This is a genomic window from Sphingomonas sp. KR3-1 (genome assembly GCF_040049295.1).
Lineage (GTDB): Bacteria > Pseudomonadota > Alphaproteobacteria > Sphingomonadales > Sphingomonadaceae > Sphingomonas.
This window is the reverse complement of the sequence record NZ_JBDZDQ010000001.1, coordinates 556,296-575,589: the sequence shown is the minus strand read 5'-3', so window position 1 is coordinate 575,589 and position 19,294 is coordinate 556,296. Positions and strand designations below refer to the sequence as shown.

The window sequence follows — 19,294 nt, the reverse complement described above, 5'->3', positions numbered from 1 at the left end:
GCTTTCGCGCGTTCGGACTAAGGCCGCGCTTCCTTCAACACCTCCGCCAGCAGCCGGAAGTCCCGCTCCCGCGGAGACGCCTTGCGCCACACCAGCGCGATCTTGCGCGAGGCATTCTCCGCCTCCAGCGGCCGTGCGCTGACCTGGGTATGGTCGAGGATTCCCGCATCCACTGCCATCTCGGGCAGCATCGTCACCCCCAGGCCATTGTCGACCATCTGCACCATGGTGTGCAGCGAGGTGCCCAGCATCGTCGCCTCGGCGCGCAGCTCGGGGCGGTTGCAGGCCGCCAGCGCGTGTTCCTTCAGGCAATGCCCGTCCTCGAGCATCAGCAGTCGCGTCTCGTCGATCTCGGCCGGGCGGATCGAGGCGCTCGGGTCCATCTCGCCGTCGCGATAGGCGACGAACAGCCGGTCGTCGAACAGCCCTGCGCTCTCCACGTCGCCGCACGCATAGGGGAGGGCAAGCAGCACGCAGTCGGTGCGACCATGGTGCAGCCCCTCACAGGCCTGGCCGCTGGTCTCCTCGCGCAGATAGAGCTTCAGGTCGGGATAGTCGCGGCGCAGCTGGGGCAGGATGCGCGGCAGCAGGAAGGGTGCGATCGTCGGGATCACGCTCATCCGCATCTCGCCCGAGAGCGGCCGCCCGGCGGCGCGGGCAAGGTCGCCCAGCTCGTCCGCCTCGCGCAGCACGCGGCGCGCCTTGTCGACGATCCGCTCGCCCAGGGGGGTGAAGCGCACCACCCGCCGCGTCCGCTCGACCAGCACCACGCCGATCAGCGTCTCCAGCTCGCGAATGCCGGCGGAAAGCGTGGATTGGGTGACGTAGCAGCTCTCCGCCGCCCGGCCGAAATGGCCATGATCCTTGAGCGCGACCAGATATTGGAGCTGCTTGAGCGTCGGAAGATAGGTGGTCTGCGCCATTGATCGCCTGTGTCGATTGTATGGCGGATATATAGTGGCTGCAGCGATGAAGCCAAGCAGTCTCCCCTCCCTGAAAGGGAGGGGTTGGGGGTGGGTTGCGAGCGCCAGCGAGCATTCTCCTGCGCGGTAAAGAAAAGGCCGGGGCATTGAGCCCCAACCTTTTCTAACCCACCCCCTGATCCCCTCCCTTTCAGGGAGGGGAAAGTAGGTTACGCCGCCTCGCTCAACTCCTCCGGCAGCCGGATCATGTAATCGAACGCCGAGAGCGCCGCGGTCGAGCCCGCACCCATCGCGATCACGATCTGCTTGTACGGCACCGTCGTGCAGTCGCCCGCCGCGAAGATGCCCTTCTGCGAGGTCTCGCCGCGCGCATCGATCTCGATCTCGCCGCGCGGCGACAGCGCGATCGCATCCTTCAGCCACTCGGTGTTCGGCACCAGCCCGATCTGGACGAAGATGCCCTCGAGCTCGACCTGGTGCTCGGTGCCGTGGCTCCGGTCCTTGTAGGTCAGGCTGGTGAGCTTCTCGCCGTCGCCCGCCACTTCCGTGGTCAGCGCCGAGGTGATGACCTTGACGTTGGGCAGGCTGCCGAGCTTGCGCTGCAGCACCGCGTCGGCGCGCAGCTGGCTGTCATATTCGATCAGCGTGACGTGCGCGACCAGCCCGGCCAGATCGATCGCCGCCTCGACGCCCGAATTGCCCCCGCCGATCACCGCCACGCGCTTGCCCTTGAACAGCGGGCCGTCGCAGTGCGGGCAATAGGTCACGCCCTTGTTGCGATATTCCTCCTCGCCCGGCACGCCCATCGTCCGCCAGCGCGCGCCGGTCGAGAGGATCACGGTCCGCGCCTTGAGCGAGGCGCCGCTCGCCAGGATGACCTCGTGCAGCCCGCCCTCGTGCTTGGCCGGAACCAGCTTCGCACCGAGCTGGTGGTTCATGATGTCGACGTCATAGTCCTTGACGTGCTGCTCGAGATGCGCGGCGAGCTTCGGCCCCTCGGTGTGCGGCACCGAGATGAAGTTCTCGATCGACATGGTGTCGAGCACCTGGCCGCCGAAGCGCTCCGCCGCGATGCCGGTGCGGATGCCCTTGCGCGCGGCGTAGATCGCCGCCGCGGCGCCGGCAGGCCCGCCGCCGATCACCAGCACCTCGAACGGGTCCTTGGCCGCGATCTTCGCTGCAGTGCGCTTGGCCGCGCCCGTGTCGATCTTGGCGACGATCTGCTCCAGCTCCATCCGGCCGCTGGCAAAGGGCTCGCCGTTGAGGAACACGGTCGGCACCGCCATCACCTTGCGTTCCTCGACCTCGGCCGGGAACAGTCCGCCGTCGATCGCGACGTGGCGGATGCGCGGGTTGAGCACCGCCATCAGGTTGAGCGCCTGCACCACGTCCGGGCAGTTCTGGCAGGAGAGCGAGAAATAGGTCTCGAAGGTGAAGTCGCCGTCCAGGTTCTTGACCTGCTCGATCAGCTCCTGCGCGGCCTTGCTCGGATGGCCGCCGACCTGGAGCAGCGCGAGCACCAGCGAGGTGAACTCATGCCCCATCGGCAGCCCGGCGAAGCGCACGCCGATATCGGTGCCGGTGCGGTGGATCAGGAAGCTCGGCTTGCGGGCATCGTCATCGGTGCGGACGACCGACACCTTGTCCGAGAGCGCGGCGATCTCGTTCAGCAGCGCCTCCAGCTCGCGCGACTTCGCATCGTCGCCCAGCGAGGCGACAAGCTCGATCGGCTCGCGGATGTTCGCGAGATAGCCCTTGAGCTGCTGGGTCAAATTTGCGTCGAGCATGGTATTTTCCTTCTTCGTCACCCCGGACTTGTGCCGGGGTCCACCGCGCCGCGAGATATCGGCGGTGGCTGTTTGGGGAGGCCGTCAGCACACGCGCTGGCGGCGTCGCCGGTTGCTCGGTGGACCCCGGCACCAGGCCGGGGCGGCGAGCTGGATACAAAACGGCCCGGGACGAAAGGAAACCTGCCGTCCCGGGCCGCATGGACGCCCGCCAGGGGGCTAACGGGCGTCTGGGGGATCAGATCTTGCCGACCAGGTCGAGCGACGGCGCCAGCGTGGCTTCGCCCTCTTCCCACTTGGCGGGGCAGACTTCGCCCGGGTGCGCGGCGATGTACTGCGCGGCCTTGATCTTGCGGAGCAGCTCGGCGGCGTTGCGGCCGACGCCCTCGCTGGTGATCTCGACCAGCTGGATCACGCCCTCGGGATCGACGACGAAGGTGCCGCGATCGGCCAGGCCCTGGCCCTCACGCAGCACGTCGAAGTTGGTCGACAGCACGTGGTTCTGGTCGCCCAGCATGTAGTAGTTGATCTTGCCGATCGCCGGCGAGGTGTCGTGCCAGGCCTTGTGGCTGAAATGGGTGTCGGTCGACACCGAATAGACCTCGACGCCCATCTTCTGGAGCTGCGGGTAGATATCCGCCAGGTCCTCGAGCTCGGTCGGGCACACGAAGGTGAAATCGGCCGGGTAGAAGAAGAACACCGCCCACTTGCCCTTCGTGTCCGCGTCGGTGACCTGCACGAACTTGCCTTCCTTGAAGGCCTGCGCGGTGAACGGCTTGATGGTGCTGCCGATGAGAGCCATTGCTTGGTATTCCTCCGGAACGGGGGTTGTTGTTGCAATGCCGCAGATAGGGTTGCTGCGTCGCAATGTGAAATTGGAAAGCCCGTTCGGGGTGATCGCTTTAATCGATCAGTTGCGACAAATTGATTGATCCCGTGAATTATATGCAATGCTGTGCAGTTATGGGCTGCACACCAAAGTCAGACGCATGCTGGAGACCGGACGCCGACAACGAAAACTGCTGCACTGCAAAGATTTGGCCGGCGCGAGCCGGGGCGATCAATGCGTCAGCGCGGCATAGACCGAATAGGCGCTGGTGATCGTCAGCAGCACGCCGACCAGCGCCATCAGCGCGCGCGTCGGCACGCGCTTCGCCAGGAATCCGCCGAACGGCGCGGCGATCAGCCCGCCGATCAGGATGCCCACCGTCTGCAGCGTGAACGCCGCCCAGCCCAGCGTCGCGATGAACGCGGCCGAGACGGTGGCGGTGAGGAAGAACTCCACCGTGTTCACCGTGCCGATCGTGGTGCGCGGGCTCGCGCCCTGGACGAGCAGGTTGCTGGTCACCACCGGTCCCCAGCCGCCGCCGCCCGCCGCATCGAGGAACCCGCCGGCCAGGCCGAGCGGCTCGATGATCCTGGGCTCGCGCGGCTCCACCGTCCCGCGCCAGGCGCGGTAGAGCAGGTAGATGCCGATGCTCGCGAGATAGGTCATCACGAACGGCCGCGTCACCGAGGCGTCGACGCTGCTCAGCACATAGGCGCCGAGCACGCCGCCGATCACGCCGGGGATCAGCAACCGGCCGAACAGCTTCCAGTTGACGTTCTTGTGCCAGACATGGCTGGCGCCCGACGCTGCGGTGGTGAAGGTCTCGACGGTGTGGACCATGGCGGAGGCGTGCGCCGGCGGCACGCCCATAACGCTCACCAGCAAGGTCGAATTGATCACGCCAAAGGCCATCCCCAGCGCGCCGTCCACCATCTGGGCGGCGAAGCCGACGGCCACGAACGGCAACAGGGCGGACAGGTCTATTCCAAAGATCATTCGCACCTTGAAGGTTGGGCCGGGACGGAATGGATGACCGGCCCCGCAAGTTCCAACAAGATACATCCTGTTTAGCGCGGCAAAGCGCAGGATGGGCTGTTCTGGAATTCCGGTGGTTTAGCTATTATGTGGACACCCACAAAAGGGGACCGGCCATGTTTCAGCGCCTGGTGGCGTATCTGGATTCGATCAAGGCGCGCGATCCCGCGCCGCGATCCCGTGCGGAAATCCTGCTCTATCCGGGCGTCTGGGCGCTCGGCTATCACCGCATCGCGCATGCGCTGTTCGGCGCGCGCCTCTATTTCCTCGCCCGTGTGGTCAATCACTGGTCGCGCTGGGTGACGGCGATCGACATCCATCCCGGCGCCAGGATCGGCCGCAACTTCTTCATCGACCACGGCTTCGTCGTGATCGGCGAGACCGCGGAGATCGGCGACGACGTGACGATCTACCAGTGCGTCACCCTGGGCGGCACCAGTCCGGACAATGGCGTGGCCGGCAAGCGCCACCCGACGCTGCTGAACGGCGTGATCCTCGGCTCGGGCGCGCAGGTGCTCGGGCCGATCACGGTGGGCGAGCGCGCCCGCGTCGGCGCCAATGCGGTGGTCACCAAGGACGTGCCCGAAGGCGCGGTGATGGTCGGCATCCCGGCCAAGCCGACCCTGGTCGAGGCAGAGAAGTGGCAGAAGGGCTTCGTCCCCTATGGCACGCCGTGCAGCGAGCTGTTCGATCCCGCCACGCAGAAGCTCGAGATCATGCGCTGCGAGCTGGAGGCGATGCGCAAGCGGCTCGACGCCGTGCTCGCCGAGCGCCACGCGGCCGGGGAGCAGCGCGACAGCGCCTAGATGGGTACCGTCACGCCGCTCCCGATCGGACGTCCCGGCCAGGTCGGCTTCGAGCGCCTGGAGCTCACCCGCATCCTCGATCTCTACGGCCGCATGGTCGCCGCCGGCCATTGGCGCGACTATGCGATGTCGTTCGATACCGACGCCGCGGTCTTCGCCGCCTTCCGCCGCGCCGCCGAGCGCCCGGAATTCCGCATCGAGAAGCGCCCGAGCCTGCGCAACCGCCAAGGCATGTGGCTGCTGGTGGGCGAGGGCGGCATGATCCTCAAGCGCGGCCACGAGCTGGGCCCCGTCCTCGCGCCGGTCGAACGCCGGCTGATGAAGCTGGTCGAGGAATGAAAAACCCCTCCCGCGCCGGGGCACGGGAGGGGCAGCAATGGGAAAGCCGGGCTGGGGACCTGACTTTCCGCGCCACGGCACAGAGTGGTGTCAGGCCGTGACGATCTGGGTGGGCGGCAGCCGCTCCTCGAGCCCGCCGAGCAGGCTCACCACGATCCGGCGCATCGGCTGCCAGAAGGCGGAGAGGAGCAGCAGCGCCGATCCGATCACCAGCGCGGTGAGCGCGGCGGCCAGCTCGACCGCGCCGGTCGCCTGGAACAGCGCATACATCGCCCAGAGCACATAGATCAGGCTGGAGACGAGCAGCGCGCGCCGGTCGACCGCCAGCGCCACGAAGGCGAACACCAGGTAGAGCGCGATCACCACCGCCGCGATCGGGCCGGTCACCTCGCCGTCGAACACGCCGAGCATGTGGAACACCGGGTGCGCGATCAGCGGCGCCGCGGCGAGGTGCAGCCAGAAGGCCACGTCCGAGCGGCGCGTGCGGCGCTGCAGGTCGCTCATGTCCCAGCGCATCGCGAAGAAGAACATCGCCACGCCCGCGACGAGCAGCATCTCGTTCACCCAGTCCTTCGCCTGGGGCACGAAGGCGAGCACCAGCGCCACGCCGACGCCGACGATCGCCATGGCCCCCGCCGCAACGGTGATCGGCACCATGAAGCGCTTCCAGTGGATCCAGGTCGCCGCCGCGGTCAGCAGGCCGACCACCGCGGCAACGCCGCCGGCGAGCTGCTGCTTCTGCAGGTCCGAGGCGAGGTGCATCTGCTCCTCGATCCACGGGATGTTGGCGGCGAAGATGCCCGCAAGCCCCGCCGCCACGCCGCCGGTGAAGCCGAGCATGAGCAGGATCGAGGGGAGCGCCATCCGGCGCCGGGCGGTGAAATATTCGGCGAGCATCCAGCTGGTCGCGGCCACGGCGAAGCCCCCGCCGATCATGTTGCCGCCGACCATCCGCTCCTCCGGCCCCGCGCCGATCAGCATCACGCCGAAATAGGCGCCGATGCGTGCCGCGGCGACGAGGATCAGCGCGGCGGCGATCGCCACGAAGATGTCGTTGAAGCCGGTGAGCAGCTTGAAATGCTCTTCGTCCACCGCAGGCGCCGATCGGCGCTCGGCGACATAGTTGCGCAGCGCGTTGGCGGCGGCAGGCGAAAGCGCCCCCGCTTCCACGGCGCTGGCCAGATCGCTTTCGCTATACATGGCAGTCTCCTCCTGTTGGGGACGATATACCATGTGTGTGTTAGTGAAGCAATACGGTGAGGCGCTAAACCCCAGCCTCCAATCCGTCACCCCCGCGAAAGCGGGGGCCCATCTCCCGGACTATCCCCAAACACAACGACCGTATCTGTTGCGCCGTCACGAGATGGGTGCCCGCCGTCGCGGGGATGACGGGGAAGGGGAAGGTTTACCCCTTCTGCAGCTTGCTCAGGATCAGCATCGTCTGCTCCGCCCCTGATCCGGGCACGATCTCGCCGGTCCGGTCGGTGATCTGCCCCCATTGCGCCTGCACCGCCTCGGGCGTTAGCTCGGCGAGCTTGGCTCCTTGGGTGAGCGTGACATAAGCGGCCTGGACCACGCCGCCGCCGGCGCCCACGATCATGTTGGTCGGCGCATCCTCGCTGACCAGGAACAGCGCGGCGGGCGCGACATTCTCGGGCGCGAAGGCCTTGAAGGCTTCCTCGGGGAACAGGTCCTCGGTCATCCGCGTGCCGGCCACCGGCGCGATCGTGTTGACCTTGATCCCGTATTTCGCGCCTTCGAGGTAGAGCGTCTTGGTCAGCCCGGCGAGGCCGAGCTTGGCGGCGCCGTAATTCGCCTGGCCGAAATTGCCGAACAGTCCGGTCGAGGAGGCGGTCATCAGGATGCGGCCGTAATTCGCCTCGCGCATCGTCTCCCACACCGCCTTGGTGCAGTTCGCCGAGCCGATCAGATGGACGTCGACGACGAACTTGAAGTCCTCGGGCTCCATCTTGGCGAAGCTCTTGTCGCGCAGCACGCCGGCATTGTTGATCAGGATGTCGATCCGGCCCCATTTGGCCTTTGCCGCCTCGACCATCGCGACCATGTGGGCATAGTCGGTGACGCTGCCGCCGTTCGAGATCGCCTCGCCGCCCAGCGCCTCGATCTCCTCGACCACCTTCAGCGCCGCGTCCGAATGGCCGGTGCCGTCGCGCGCGCCGCCCAGGTCGTTGACCACCACCTTGGCGCCGCGCTTCGCCAGCTCGAGTGCATAGCCCCGGCCCAGCCCGCCGCCGGCCCCGGTGACGATGGCGACGCGGTCCTTGAAGTCGATGGTCATTGCGGCTCTCCCGTTGTCGGAGGGAGCTTAGGCGGGGCGGGGAGCCTCGCAACCCCTAACCGTTATCCCGCCCCACAACCGTAACCTCGGCGAAAGCCGGGATCTCGGCGGTGGCGCGGGACAGGAGCCGCACGAGACCCCGGCTTTCGCCGGGGTGACGGCGAGGAAAACTACCGCCCCTGGCGGCAATGGTCCTTGATGGTCTTCGAGCAGCGCGGATAGCTCTTCGGGTCCGAAGGCATCGGCGCGGCGGGAGCGGCTGCCGTGGCGTCGGGCGCGGCCGGCGGTGCAGGGGGAGCCGGCGGCGTGGGCGCGGTCGCCGCATCCGGGGCCGCGGGCGTCATCGGTGCCGCGGGCGGCGGGTTGGTCGCCGGGGCGGGCGCCGCCTCGGGGGTAGCCGGCATTGCCGGCTCGGCCGGAGCCGTCGGCGTTGCCGGGGTGTCGACCGGCGGCGTCGGCGGGGTCGGTGCCGGAGCCGGGGTGGTCTGCGGCGCGGTCTGGGGCATGTCCTGCGCGATGGCGGTGCCGCCAAACGCCAGGGCCGATGCCAGGAGCAAGAACTTCATGCGAGCTTTCCTCTCTTCATCCCCCGCCTTCACGCCCCGAAACGCATGTGCCGGGCGCAACGTTGCGCGCCCGGCACATTTTCGTCCCGTAAAAAGGGCGGTTCGCGCTCAGCCGCCGCGCTGGCGGCAGCCGTCGAACTGGCCGCGCTTGCAGATCGGATAGCTCTCCTTCGGCGCCGGCGGCGGGAAGGCTTCGGTGGGGGTCTGGGTGTTCGGCACGAACACCACCTGGGTGCCCGGGGGCGGCGCCACGCCGCCGCTGAACAGCGGAGCGGTCGGGGCATAGCCGCCGATCTTGCTGGCTTCGTTGTTGGTCGGCGACTGCGCCTTCTGGGCAGAGGTCTGCGCGTGGGCCGCGCCGGTGACGAGCGTCAGCGCGGCTGCCAGTGCAAGGAGTTTCATGGGGGAGTTCTCCTGGGAACCGGGCGCGTTCGGTACGCCCGGACCCAGCAACGCGGAGGCAGGGGGATGGTTTCGTTAAATCGGCTTCATCGAGCTCCCCTCCCGTGCAGGGAGGGGAGGGTACCCTCAATTCCCCGCGTCGAGCGCATACCCCGCCGAGCGCACGGTGCGGATGATGTCCGGCCGGTTGCCGTGGTTGATCGCCTTGCGCAGGCGCCGGATGTGGACGTCCACGGTCCGGCTCTCGATGTCGCTGTCATGCCCCCACACCGCGTCGAGCAGCCGCTCGCGCGAGAACACCCAGCCGGGATGCTCGAGGAAGTGCTTCAGGAGCCGGAACTCGGTCGGCCCGAGCTGGACCACTTCGCCGCCGCGGCGGACCTTGTGGCCCACCGTGTCCATCTCGATGTCCGAATAGATCAGCGCCTCGCCGGCCAGCGCCGGGCGCACGCGGCGCAGCACCGCGCCGACGCGGGCGACGAGCTCGCGCGGCGAGAAGGGCTTGGTCACGTAATCGTCCGCGCCCGTCTCGAGCCCGCGCACCCGGTCCTCCTCCTCGCCGCGCGCGGTGAGCATGATGATCGGCACGTTCGCGGTCTCGGGCATGCGGCGCAGGCGCCGGCAGACCTCGATCCCCGAAAGCCCCTCGACCATCCAGTCGAGCAGGACGATGTCGGGCGTCGCTTCCTTGGCGAGAAGCAAGGCTTCCTCGCCGTCTGGCGTGTGCTTCACCTCATAGTCTTCGCGCTTGAAGTGATAGGCGACGAGCTCCGCAATCGCGGCGTCGTCCTCGACGAGAAGCATCTTCACTCGGGCCATGTTTCCCCGTTCCCCGCTCAGTTCGCTTGGGTTTCGCCGGTTTCGCGCTCGGCCATGTAATCGCCTGTCGCCGCGAAATAGACCATCTCCGCCACGTTGGTGGCGTGATCGCCGATCCTCTCCAGATTCTTGGCGACGAACAGCAGGTGCGCCACCTGGCTGATCGTCTTCGAATTCTCGACCATATAGGTCACCAGCGTGCGGAAGATCGAATCGTAGAAATCGTCGAGCGCGTTGTCGCGCGCGCAGATCCGCACCGCTGCCTGGGCATCGCGCGCCGAATAGGCGTCGAGCACGTCGTGCACCATGTCCGCCGCCAGCTGGCCCATTGCGGGGAGGATCGAGACGACTTCGATCCGGTCCTCGCCCTCGGCATGGATCAGCGGCACGCGCTTGGCGATGTTCTTGGCATAGTCGCCGATCCGCTCGACCACCGCGGCGATCTTGAGCGCGGCGATCACTTCGCGCAGGTCATCCGCCATCGGCGCGCGCAGCGCGATGACGCGGACGACGAGCTTTTCCAGCTCCGCCTCGATCGCGTCGATCTGCTTGTCCTTCAGGCGCACTTCGTTGGCGAGCGTGGCGTCGCCGCGCGAAAGCGCCAGCATCGCATCCTCGATCGCCTGTTCGGCGAGGCCGCCCATCTGCGAGATGAGCGCGCGCAGCTGCCCGATGTCCTGATCGAACGCCTTGACGGTATGTTCGTGGCTGGTCGCCATAACGCTAACTCCTAGCCGTATCGGCCGGTAATGTAATCCTTCGTCCGCTCCTGCCTCGGCGCGGTGAAGATATTGTCGGTGTCGCCATATTCGACCAGCTGGCCGAGATGGAAGAAGGCGGTCTTCTGGCTGACGCGCGCCGCCTGCTGCATGTTGTGCGTGACGATCACGATCGCATATTTGCCGCGCAGCTCGTGGATCAGCTCCTCGATCTTGGCGGTGGCGATCGGATCGAGCGCCGAGCAGGGCTCGTCCATCAGGATCACTTCGGGATCGACCGCAATGGCCCGCGCGATGCAGAGGCGCTGCTGCTGGCCGCCGGAAAGCGCCGTGCCGCTGTCGCTCAGCCGGTCCTTCACTTCGTCCCACAGGCCGGCGCGCTTCAGCGACTGCTCGACGATCCCGTCCAGCGCGCCCTTGGAGGCGGCCAGGCCGTGGATGCGCGGGCCATAGGCGACATTCTCGTAGATCGACTTGGGGAAGGGGTTCGGCTTCTGGAACACCATGCCGACGCGGGCGCGCAGCTGCACCACGTCCATCGCCTGCGAATAGATGTCCTCGCCGTCGAGCGTGATGTCGCCGATCACCCGCGCGCTCGGAATGGTGTCGTTCATCCGGTTGAGCGTGCGCAGGAAGGTCGACTTGCCGCAGCCCGACGGGCCGATGAACGCGGTCACATGATCCATGTCGACGTCGATCGAGACGTCGCGGATCGCCTGCTTGTCGCCATAGGACACGCTGACGCCGCGTGCGGACATCTTGTGCGCGCCGAGCGGGGAAGGGGAGGCGTCGGTCATTACCAGCGGGTCTCGAACTTGTTGCGAAGATAGATGGCGAGCCCGTTCATGGCGAGCAGGAACACCAGCAGCACGATGATCGCCGCACTGGTCTTCTCGACGAACCCGCGGCTGACTTCGTCGGACCACAGGAAGATCTGGACCGGCAGCACGGTGGCTGGATCGGTGAAGCCGTGCGGCGGATTGACGATGAACGCGCGCATGCCGATCAGCAGCAGCGGCGCGGTCTCGCCGAGGGCGCGCGCCATGCCGATGATCGTGCCGGTCAGGATGCCGGGCATGGCGAGCGGCAGGACGTGGTGGAACACCACCTGGATCCGGCTCGCGCCGATGCCGAGCGCGGCGTCGCGGATCGAGGGCGGCACGCCCTTTATCGCGTTGCGGCTGGCGATGACGATGACGGGCATGATCATCAGCGCGAGCGTCAGCCCGCCGACCACCGCCGCCGAACGCGGGAAGAGCGGGCCAAAGGTGTGCCCGCCGATCTGCCAGGTGCCGAGGAACACCGCGAGCCCGAGCAGGCCGAAGATGATCGACGGCACCGCCGCCAGGTTGTTGATCGACACCTCGATCAGGTCGGTCCAGCGGTTCTTCGGCGCATATTCCTCGAGGTAGATCGCCGAGAGCACGCCTACCGGGAAGGCGATCAGGAAGGTGACCAGCATGGTCAGCAGCGAGCCCTTGAGCGCGCCCCAGATGCCCACCGCGACCGGATCGTTCGAGTTGCTCTCGCTGAAGAAGCCCCAGTTGAAGCCGCTGCGCAGCCGTCCGGCCTGGCGGAGGCGCTCGGCGTCGGCCTTGCCGGCGCCCTGGCCGCGCGCGCCCATCTCGATCGCGGTCGAGGCGGGCACCCAGATCGTCGCCGGGCCGTCGAGGATCGCGGGATGCGCCTTGATCCGCTCGCGCACCGTGATCCAGGCGCTGTTCGCGGCGAGCGAGGTGTCGCCGGTGCCCAGCGCCGCGGTCTCGACCTTGTCCTGCAGTCCGGCGCCCGACAGCGCCAGGTCGGCGCCCGGCGTCGACAGGTGCGCGCGGTCGATCGCCATCCCCAGCTTGGGGAAGTCGAAGGTCAGTGCCACTTCGCTGCGCACGAAGCCCCGCGCGCCGTTCGCCACCATGGTGAAGATCAGGAAGGCAAGGAACGCGGCGGAAAGGATCACCGCGAGCATCCCGAACAGCTTGAAGCGCCGCTCGGCCGCATAGCGGCGGCGGATGCGCTTCTGCATCGCCGCGGCCTTCCAGTCGGTCGGTGCGCGCTCGGGCGCGGGCGAGGCGGCGGGCTTATTCATAGGCTTCGCGGTACCGCTTGACGACGCGCAGCGCGACGATGTTGAGCAGCAGGGTGATCACGAACAGCGTCAGGCCCAGCGCGAAGGCGGCCAGCGTCTTGGGGCTGTCGAACTCGCTCTCGCCGGTCAGCAGGTCGACGATCTGCTTGGTCACCGTCGTGGCGCTCTCGAACGGGTTGAGCGTGATGTTGGCGGCGCCGCTGGCGGCCATCACCACGATCATCGTCTCGCCGATCGCTCTGGAGACGGCGAGCAGCACGCCCGCCACCACGCCCGGCAGCGCCGCGGGCAGCAGCACGCGCGAGATCGTCTCCGAATTGGTCGCGCCCATCGCCAGGCTGCCGTCGCGCATCGCATCGGGCACCGCGGCGATGGAGTCGTCGGCGAGCGAGGAGACGAACGGGATGATCATCACCCCCATCACCAGCCCCGCCGCCAGCGCGCTCTCGGCCGAGGCGAAGGGCATGCCGAGCATCACCGCGAAGTCGCGCACCGCCGGCGCCACGGTCAGCGCGGCGAAATAGCCATAGACCACGGTCGGCACGCCGGCGAGGATCTCGAGCATCGGCTTCATCCAGCGGCGCACGCGCGGCGCGGCGTACTGGGTCAGGTAGATCGCGCTCATCAGCCCGAACGGGATCGCGACCAGCATCGCGATCACCGCGCCGATGAAGAAGGTCCCCCAGAACAGCGGCACCGCGCCCAGCGACTTGCCCGGGCTCGCCGGGTCGATCAGCTGCGGGCTCCAATGCGTGCCGAACAGGAAGTCCTGCGGCGGCACCACCGCGAAGAAGCGCATCGATTCCCAGAACAGCGACAGGAAGATGCCGAGCGTCGTCAGGATCGCGATCAGCGAGGCGATCAGCAGGATCAGCATCAGCCCGCGCTCGACCCGCGTCCGCGCCCGGAAGGCGGGGCTGATCCGGGTGAAGGCGAAGGCGCCGCCGGCAAAGGCGAGCAGGATCGCGATGCCCGTGCCGGTCCAGCCATAGAAGCGGATCGCGTCGCGCATCGGATCGACCAGCGCCTCGGCGGTGGGGTCGAAGGTCGAGTCCGCCCGGCCGAGCGCCACGTCGCGCGCCTCGCCAAGGACCGTGTCGCGCTCGAAGGCGAAGTCCGAGAGTTGCGCCGCAGCCGGCGCCTTGAGCACCTGTTCCTTGATCAGCGCCGGGCTCAGCGAACTCCACACCGCGATGAACAGCAGCGCCGGCAGCATCGTCCACATCGCGACGTACCAGCCGTGCTGCGAGGGCAGCGAGTGGAGGCGCTTCTGTCCGCCGCGGTCGAACCGCACGGCGCGGGCGCGCGCCGTCAGCCAGCCGATCAGGCCAAGGCCGGCCACGACGAACAGGAGCGCGAAGACATTCACCAGGACGTCAACTCAAGTCGGGATTCGCAAGAATGGGAGATGATGTCCTCGTTCAGTGCAACTGGGCGGGATCGAGCGCAATCCCCTTGTCGATGATCTCCGCCGACTTGTCCTGCACCTCGCTCGGCGCCGCGATCAGCCCGCGCTTGGTCAGCTCGCCTTTGGGCTTCCACATCGTCGAATAGAGCGTCAGGAAATCCTGCATCCCGCGCACCGCCTTGATGTGGCGCTTCTTCACATAGATGAACAGCGGGCGGCCGCCCGGATATTTGCCGGTGACGATGTCGTTGTTGGTCGGCTCGATGCCTTCGATCGGCGTGCCGTGCAGCCGGTCGATATTCTCCTCGAGATAGGAATAGCCGAAGATCCCCAGCGCATTGGGGTTCTGGCTCAGGCCCTGGACGATGAGGTTATCGTTCTCGCCCTTGTCGACATAGGGGCCGTCGTCGCGGATGCGCAGGCAGGCGTCCTGGAACTTGGCGGGATCGGCGCCGGCCTTGATCGTCTTGGCCTCGGGATAGGCCTCGAGGCAGCCCGGCTCGAGCATCAGCTCCGAAAAGGCGTCGCGCGTGCCGCTGGTCGAGGGCGGGCCCATCACATAGATCGGGATGTTGGGCAGCGACGGGTTGACGTCGTGCCAGGTCTTGGCGGTGTTCGGCTTGCCCATCGGGTTGGCGGCGAGCGCGAGGTACAGGTCCTTGCGGGTGAGCTTCAGCCGCGGCCCCTTGTTGCTCTCGGCCAGCACCACGCCGTCGAGGCCGATCTCGACTTCCATGATCTCGCCGACATTGTTCTTCTGGCAGGTGTCATATTCGGTGCGCTTCATCCGGCGCGAGGCGTTGGCGATATCGGGGAATTGCGATCCCACGCCCTCGCAGAACGCACGGAAGCCCGCACCCGAGCCGATCGATTCGATCACCGGCGCGGCGCGGCGCTTGTCCTGGTTGACGAATGCCTCGGCCACCGCGGTGGTGAAGGGGAAGACGGTCGAGGACCCCACGGCGCGGATCGGGCGGGTGGTGCCGCCGTCGCAAGCCGAAAGAGCCACTGCGGAAAACGCGAAAAGCGCAAGTCTGCCAAGCATCGCCGTCTCCTGTCCCTGGGATTGAAAAGAATCGCGGGCACGCGCCTGGACGGTCGCCCCCCAGCGGCGCCCTTCGGCCTCTAGCGTGACAGGTTCATGACACAGGGGGTCAGGGCTGGCGGTGGATGGGCAGCAGCACCGTCACTGTCGAGCCCTTGCCGACGGTGCTCGCGATGTCGAAGCGGCCGCGGTGCCGCTCGGCGATGTGCTTGACGATCGACAGGCCAAGGCCGGTGCCGCCCAGCGTGCGGCTGCGCCCCGAATCGACGCGGTAGAAGCGCTCGGTCAGCCGCGGCAGATGCTCGGGAGCGATTCCTTCGCCCTGGTCGGTCACGGTCAGCCGCACCATCGTATCGCCTTCGGGCACCAGGCTGACCAGGATCGGGGTGCCTTCGCGGCCATACTTCATCGCATTGCCGATGATGTTGTGAAGCAGCTGGCTCAGCTGCGAGGCATCGCCGCGCACCGGCTGGGTCTCGGCGATCTCGGTAACCACATCGGCCGCGCGCGGCGCGCCCGAAAGCTCGAGGCACACTTCGTCGATCAGCTCGTCGAGCGCGACGGGATTGTCCGGTGCGCGATATTTCTCCGCCTCGATCCGGCTCAGCGAGATCAGGTCGTCGATCAGGCGCTGCATCCGGCGCGCCTCGTCGTGCATGATCTTGAGGAAGCGCTTGCTCAGCCCGGGATCTTCGTTGGCGCCGTCCTCCAGCGTCTCGACATAGCCGAGCAGCGAGGCGAGCGGGGTGCGCAGCTCGTGGCTGGCATTGGCGACGAAGTCGACGCGGATGCGCTCGCTGGCATAGCTGCCGGTGCGGTCGATCAGGTGGACGATCCGGCGGCCATCGGCCAGCGCGGTCACGCGCATCTCCCAGCGCTGGTCGCGCGTGCCCAGCCCGACCAGGTGGATCGGCGCGCTCGGGTTCTCGTCGCTCGGGTTCATCAGTCGCTCGGCGGCGGCGGGGTGGCGGATCGCGATGCGCACGTCCTCGCCCAGGATATGCTCGCCCAGCAGCGTGCGCGCGGGCGGGTTGGCGGCGATCACCCGGCGATCGGCGATCAGCAGCACCGGCTCGGCGATCGCATCGAGCACTTCGGCGATGCCCGGCCCCTCGGCCACGCTCGGCGCCGCGTCGAGCGGCCCGGCCGTCTCCCCGCCGGCCGTGGCGACCAGCACCGCGGCCACGCTGCACACCAGCATCACCAGGCTCGATTGCACGTCGCCGCTGAGCAACAGCCCCGCGAGCGCCCCCGCGGCAGCGATGCCGAGCGCCACGAGCGCCTTGATACCGGAAGAATAGGGCATTCGCGGCTCTTCTAGGGGCGCGGCGCTGGTTCGTCACCCGGCTTTCGCGCGAATGACCGGGGAAGGGCGGTGTCCCGCAATTTACGATTGCGAAACGCCGGCGGGCGCAGGACAAGCGGCTATGGCAGACGAAGACCAACTCCCGAAGGCAAGCCGCCGCGCGCTGATGATCGGCGCGGCGAGCGCGTCGGCGATCGTCTCGATCCGCCCGGCGCTGGCGCAGACCAATGCCTCGGTGATGAACTGCGAGATCCCGGTCCCCGATCCCGGCCGCGCCGGCCAGTATGTCGCGGCCGACGGCAAGCTCGTCCCCGCCGGCACCCCGGGCGCCTTCCCCGCGGCGGGCACGCCGTTCAAGGCGCAGGACGTCAAGACCGCGCTGGGTGGCGGCACGCTGCCCGGCACGACCTACGAACAGAGCCGCGCCTACACCAACTATATCCGCCGCCTGCAATCGGGCACCAGCGGCTTCACCTGCTTCGCCTCGCTGCAGATGCCGCGCGGCTGAGCGCCGTGGCCCCATTCCCGCCCTCGTCACCCCGGCCTTGTGCCGGGGTCCACCGAGAGGCGAGTCATGGGCAAGAGGTTCTAGCGTCTCCGGTGCGGCGCCGTGGACCCCGGCACAAGGCCGGGGTGACGGTGGGGGCGGGCGTATGACCACTTACCGCGCTGCCGCACCCGAGACGCTCCGCATCGTCCCGCTCGACGCGCTCACGCTGATCTATCACCGCGCCTCGGGCATCACCCATGTCGTCGATGCGCCGGTCCCCGAGATGCTCGAGGCGCTCGGCAGCGACCAGCTCAGCGTAAACGAGCTCCTCGCCCGCCTCGGCCAACGCTACGACCTGCTCGATGCCGATCCCGCCGCGCTCGCCACGCGCCTCGACGAGCTGGTCGAGGCCGGGCTGGTCGAGCGCCTTGTGAAATGGCCATGAGGCACGTCGCGCATCTCGCGATCGGTCCGGTCGGCTTCCGCATCGGCAGCGACTGGCGCGCGCCGATCGCGCAGCTCGAGGCGCTCTACCGCGACTATCCCAGGCCCGAGATCCCGGACTTCAACGTCCATCTCTTCGCCGCGCGCCCGTGGCGCAGGGTCCTGCGCCCCGCGGTGATGATCGGCGGCGACTACAGCATCCCCGACGCCGCGCCGCTGCCGCTCGCCCAGGGGCTGCTCGCCGCCGAGATGGGGATGAACCTGCAGATGGCGCTCGCCCAGCGCCGTTACCTGCTGCTCCACGCCTCCGCGGTCGAGCGGGACGGGCGGGCGGTGCTGATGACCGGCATCTCGGGCGCCGGCAAGTCCACCCTCGCGGCGCTGCTGATGGCGCGCGGCTGGCGGCTGATGGGCGACGAATTCGTGCTGATCGACCCCGCCACCGGGCTCGCGCATGCCTTTCCCCGCCTGATCGGCCTCAAGAACCAGGCCATCGCGGTGGCGCAGGCGGCGCACCCCCAGGGTCGCTTCGGCCCGCTGCTCGCCGGCACGCCCAAGGGCGACATCCGCCATCTGGTCCCCGATGCTCGAGCAATACGGGCCCAGCAGCTGCCCGCCGAGCCCGCCTTGCTGCTGTTTCCCCGCTTCGGCTTCGCGGCGGCCGAGCGCCCGGTGCCGCCGAGCGAAGCGTTCGTACGCCTTACCCAGGCCTCGACCAACTATGTCCATTTGGCCGAGCGCGGCTTCGCGGCGCTGACCCGGCTCGTGCGGACGGTTCCGGCCCGCGCGATCGACTATCCGGACACCGATGCGGGCATCGCGCTGGTCGAGGCGCTCGCATGAGCCCCGGCTGGCGCCTCGCCCATGCCCTGCGCGCGCCTGAAACCGCGCTTGGCTTCCGGCCCGCGGAGTGGACGGAGCTGTTCGCCGTCGCGCGGGCGGAGCAGATGGCGGGAACGCTCGCGCACCGCCTGAACGGGCTCGCGCTGCCGGCGCAGGTCCAGCGCCTGGTCGACGACGCGATCGCCTCCGCCGGGCAGGTCCGCCTCGCCGCGCTGTGGGAGGCCGAGATGGCGCGCCGCGCGCTGGCGCCGCTGGGCGTGCCGGTGGTCTTGCTCAAGGGCACCGCCTTCGCCGCGGCCGGCCTGGCGCCCTCGGTCGGCCGCAATATTGGCGACCTCGACATCCTGGTCCCCCGCGAGCGGCTGGACGCGGTCGAGGCCGCGCTGATCGCCGCCGGCTGGGAATGGGTGAAGCCCGATCCCTATGACGACGCCTATTACCGGCGCTGGATGCACGAGCTGCCCCCGCTCATCCACCGCGAGCGCGACCGGATGATCGACGTCCACCACACGATCCTGCCGCGTACCGCGAAAATCCGCCCGGACCCGCTGGCGCTGCTGCGGGATGCCGAGCCGCTCGAAAACGGGCTGTGCATCCTTTCGGCGCCGGACCGTCTGGTGCACGCGGTCGCGCACCTCCTGGCCGATGGCGATCTGGCCGGCGGCATGCGCAACCTTTGGGACATTCACTGCCTGTTGGCGTCCGAAGTGCCGGCCGGCCTGACGGACCGCGCCCGGCACCACGGCCTCGAGGCCGAAATGGCCCGCGCCCTGCGCCTGTCGCGCGCGCTGTACGGCACCCCGGTCGAGGCCGGCCGCCTCACCCTGGTCGACCGCCTCTATCTCCGCCGCCTCACCGCGCGCGACGGCTGGGGCCGGCAGACCCGCAAGCTCCTCCGCCAGGCCTTCTACCTGCGCTCGCACTGGCTGCGCATGCCCCCCGCGATGCTCGCCCGCCACCTGTGGACCAAATACCGCAAGGGCCATCGCCCGCTCGGCTGAACCGCCTGAAACATAACGGGAGCAAATTCTTGCGATGTGGAGAGGATGCCGCATAGTGGATTGCATTGGCAGGGAAATCGCACCTGGCGCGTCGACATCGCTTCGCCGCAATGGCAGTCTGCCCGGGGTCAGGAATTAGGGGGAAAT

The 19,294-nt window shown here is 68.2% G+C and carries 21 protein-coding genes; 6 read left to right on the top strand and 15 right to left on the bottom strand.

The window, feature by feature from the left end; genetic code table 11:
* Positions 1-17: 17 nt before the first annotated feature.
* The 4 genes from ABLE38_RS02850 to ABLE38_RS02835 form a co-directional block, all read right to left on the bottom strand.
* The gene (locus ABLE38_RS02850) at positions 18-923 is read right to left on the bottom strand and encodes a hydrogen peroxide-inducible genes activator (protein ID WP_348972654.1); all 906 of its coding nucleotides are present in this window, start codon (positions 921-923) and stop codon (positions 18-20) included.
* 209 nt (positions 924-1,132) lie between these two features.
* Positions 1,133-2,710, bottom strand: a complete 1,578-nt coding sequence (gene ahpF, locus ABLE38_RS02845; protein WP_348972653.1) for an alkyl hydroperoxide reductase subunit F — start codon at positions 2,708-2,710, stop codon at positions 1,133-1,135.
* 238 nt (positions 2,711-2,948) lie between these two features.
* Positions 2,949-3,512, bottom strand: coding sequence for an alkyl hydroperoxide reductase subunit C (gene ahpC / locus ABLE38_RS02840; RefSeq protein WP_348972652.1), 564 nt, complete (start codon positions 3,510-3,512; stop codon positions 2,949-2,951).
* A gap of 258 nt (positions 3,513-3,770) precedes the next feature.
* Complete coding sequence (locus ABLE38_RS02835) at positions 3,771-4,535, bottom strand: sulfite exporter TauE/SafE family protein (RefSeq protein WP_348972651.1); 765 nt, start codon at positions 4,533-4,535, stop codon at positions 3,771-3,773.
* A gap of 155 nt (positions 4,536-4,690) precedes the next feature.
* Here ABLE38_RS02835 and epsC point away from each other — a divergent pair, with 155 nt between their 5' ends.
* Complete coding sequence (gene epsC / locus ABLE38_RS02830) at positions 4,691-5,380, top strand: serine O-acetyltransferase EpsC (protein WP_348972650.1); 690 nt, start codon at positions 4,691-4,693, stop codon at positions 5,378-5,380.
* On the top strand, positions 5,381-5,719 hold the full coding sequence (locus tag ABLE38_RS02825) for a DUF2794 domain-containing protein (RefSeq protein ID WP_348972649.1): 339 nt from the start codon (positions 5,381-5,383) through the stop codon (positions 5,717-5,719).
* Positions 5,720-5,809: 90 nt separating this feature from the next.
* On the opposite strand, the gene ABLE38_RS02820 is transcribed toward ABLE38_RS02825, so the two are convergent.
* From ABLE38_RS02820 to ABLE38_RS02770, 11 genes are all read right to left on the bottom strand, one after another.
* Positions 5,810-6,919 carry a hypothetical protein gene (locus ABLE38_RS02820; protein ID WP_348972648.1) on the bottom strand — a complete coding sequence of 370 codons (1,110 nt, stop codon included), beginning with the start codon at positions 6,917-6,919 and terminating at the stop codon, positions 5,810-5,812.
* 205 nt (positions 6,920-7,124) lie between these two features.
* A complete protein-coding gene (locus ABLE38_RS02815; RefSeq protein WP_348972647.1) occupies positions 7,125-8,018 on the bottom strand; it encodes an SDR family NAD(P)-dependent oxidoreductase in 894 nt (297 codons plus the stop codon).
* A gap of 170 nt (positions 8,019-8,188) precedes the next feature.
* Positions 8,189-8,584, bottom strand: coding sequence for a Fe-S oxidoreductase (locus tag ABLE38_RS02810; RefSeq protein WP_348972646.1), 396 nt, complete (start codon positions 8,582-8,584; stop codon positions 8,189-8,191).
* A 108-nt stretch (positions 8,585-8,692) separates the two neighbouring features.
* Positions 8,693-8,986 (bottom strand): hypothetical protein, encoded by a 294-nt coding sequence (locus tag ABLE38_RS02805; protein ID WP_348972645.1) that lies wholly within the window; start codon positions 8,984-8,986, stop codon positions 8,693-8,695.
* A gap of 126 nt (positions 8,987-9,112) precedes the next feature.
* A complete protein-coding gene (phoB, locus tag ABLE38_RS02800; protein WP_348972644.1) occupies positions 9,113-9,805 on the bottom strand; it encodes a phosphate regulon transcriptional regulator PhoB in 693 nt (230 codons plus the stop codon).
* Between the two features lie 17 nt (positions 9,806-9,822).
* Positions 9,823-10,524 (bottom strand): phosphate signaling complex protein PhoU, encoded by a 702-nt coding sequence (gene phoU / locus ABLE38_RS02795; RefSeq protein WP_348972643.1) that lies wholly within the window; start codon positions 10,522-10,524, stop codon positions 9,823-9,825.
* Positions 10,525-10,535: 11 nt separating this feature from the next.
* The gene (pstB, locus tag ABLE38_RS02790; protein ID WP_348972642.1) at positions 10,536-11,321 is read right to left on the bottom strand and encodes a phosphate ABC transporter ATP-binding protein PstB; all 786 of its coding nucleotides are present in this window, start codon (positions 11,319-11,321) and stop codon (positions 10,536-10,538) included.
* Positions 11,321-12,610 (bottom strand): phosphate ABC transporter permease PstA, encoded by a 1,290-nt coding sequence (gene pstA / locus ABLE38_RS02785; protein ID WP_348972641.1) that lies wholly within the window; start codon positions 12,608-12,610, stop codon positions 11,321-11,323. Before pstA ends, pstB begins: the two co-directional genes overlap by 1 nt.
* Entirely contained in the window at positions 12,603-13,979 is a 1,377-nt protein-coding gene (gene pstC / locus ABLE38_RS02780; protein WP_348972640.1) for a phosphate ABC transporter permease subunit PstC, read from the bottom strand. The genes pstA and pstC overlap by 8 nt, the downstream gene beginning before the upstream one ends.
* 52 nt (positions 13,980-14,031) lie before the next feature.
* Positions 14,032-15,027 (bottom strand): substrate-binding domain-containing protein, encoded by a 996-nt coding sequence (locus ABLE38_RS02775; RefSeq protein ID WP_348972639.1) that lies wholly within the window; start codon positions 15,025-15,027, stop codon positions 14,032-14,034.
* 145 nt (positions 15,028-15,172) lie between these two features.
* Positions 15,173-16,369, bottom strand: coding sequence for an ATP-binding protein (locus tag ABLE38_RS02770; RefSeq protein ID WP_348972638.1), 1,197 nt, complete (start codon positions 16,367-16,369; stop codon positions 15,173-15,175).
* A 121-nt stretch (positions 16,370-16,490) separates the two neighbouring features.
* On the opposite strand from ABLE38_RS02770, the gene ABLE38_RS02765 reads away from it, so the two are divergent.
* From ABLE38_RS02765 to ABLE38_RS02750, 4 genes are all read left to right on the top strand, one after another.
* Complete coding sequence (locus ABLE38_RS02765; RefSeq protein ID WP_348972637.1) at positions 16,491-16,877, top strand: hypothetical protein; 387 nt, start codon at positions 16,491-16,493, stop codon at positions 16,875-16,877.
* Between the two features lie 145 nt (positions 16,878-17,022).
* Positions 17,023-17,304, top strand: coding sequence for an HPr-rel-A system PqqD family peptide chaperone (locus ABLE38_RS02760; protein WP_348972636.1), 282 nt, complete (start codon positions 17,023-17,025; stop codon positions 17,302-17,304).
* Positions 17,301-18,146: an HprK-related kinase A gene (locus ABLE38_RS02755; RefSeq protein WP_348974440.1), complete on the top strand. Its 846-nt coding sequence runs from the start codon at positions 17,301-17,303 to the stop codon at positions 18,144-18,146. Before ABLE38_RS02760 ends, ABLE38_RS02755 begins: the two co-directional genes overlap by 4 nt.
* Entirely contained in the window at positions 18,143-19,147 is a 1,005-nt protein-coding gene (locus ABLE38_RS02750) for a nucleotidyltransferase family protein (RefSeq protein ID WP_348972635.1), read from the top strand. The genes ABLE38_RS02755 and ABLE38_RS02750 overlap by 4 nt, the downstream gene beginning before the upstream one ends.
* The last annotated feature ends 147 nt before the right edge of the window (positions 19,148-19,294 follow it).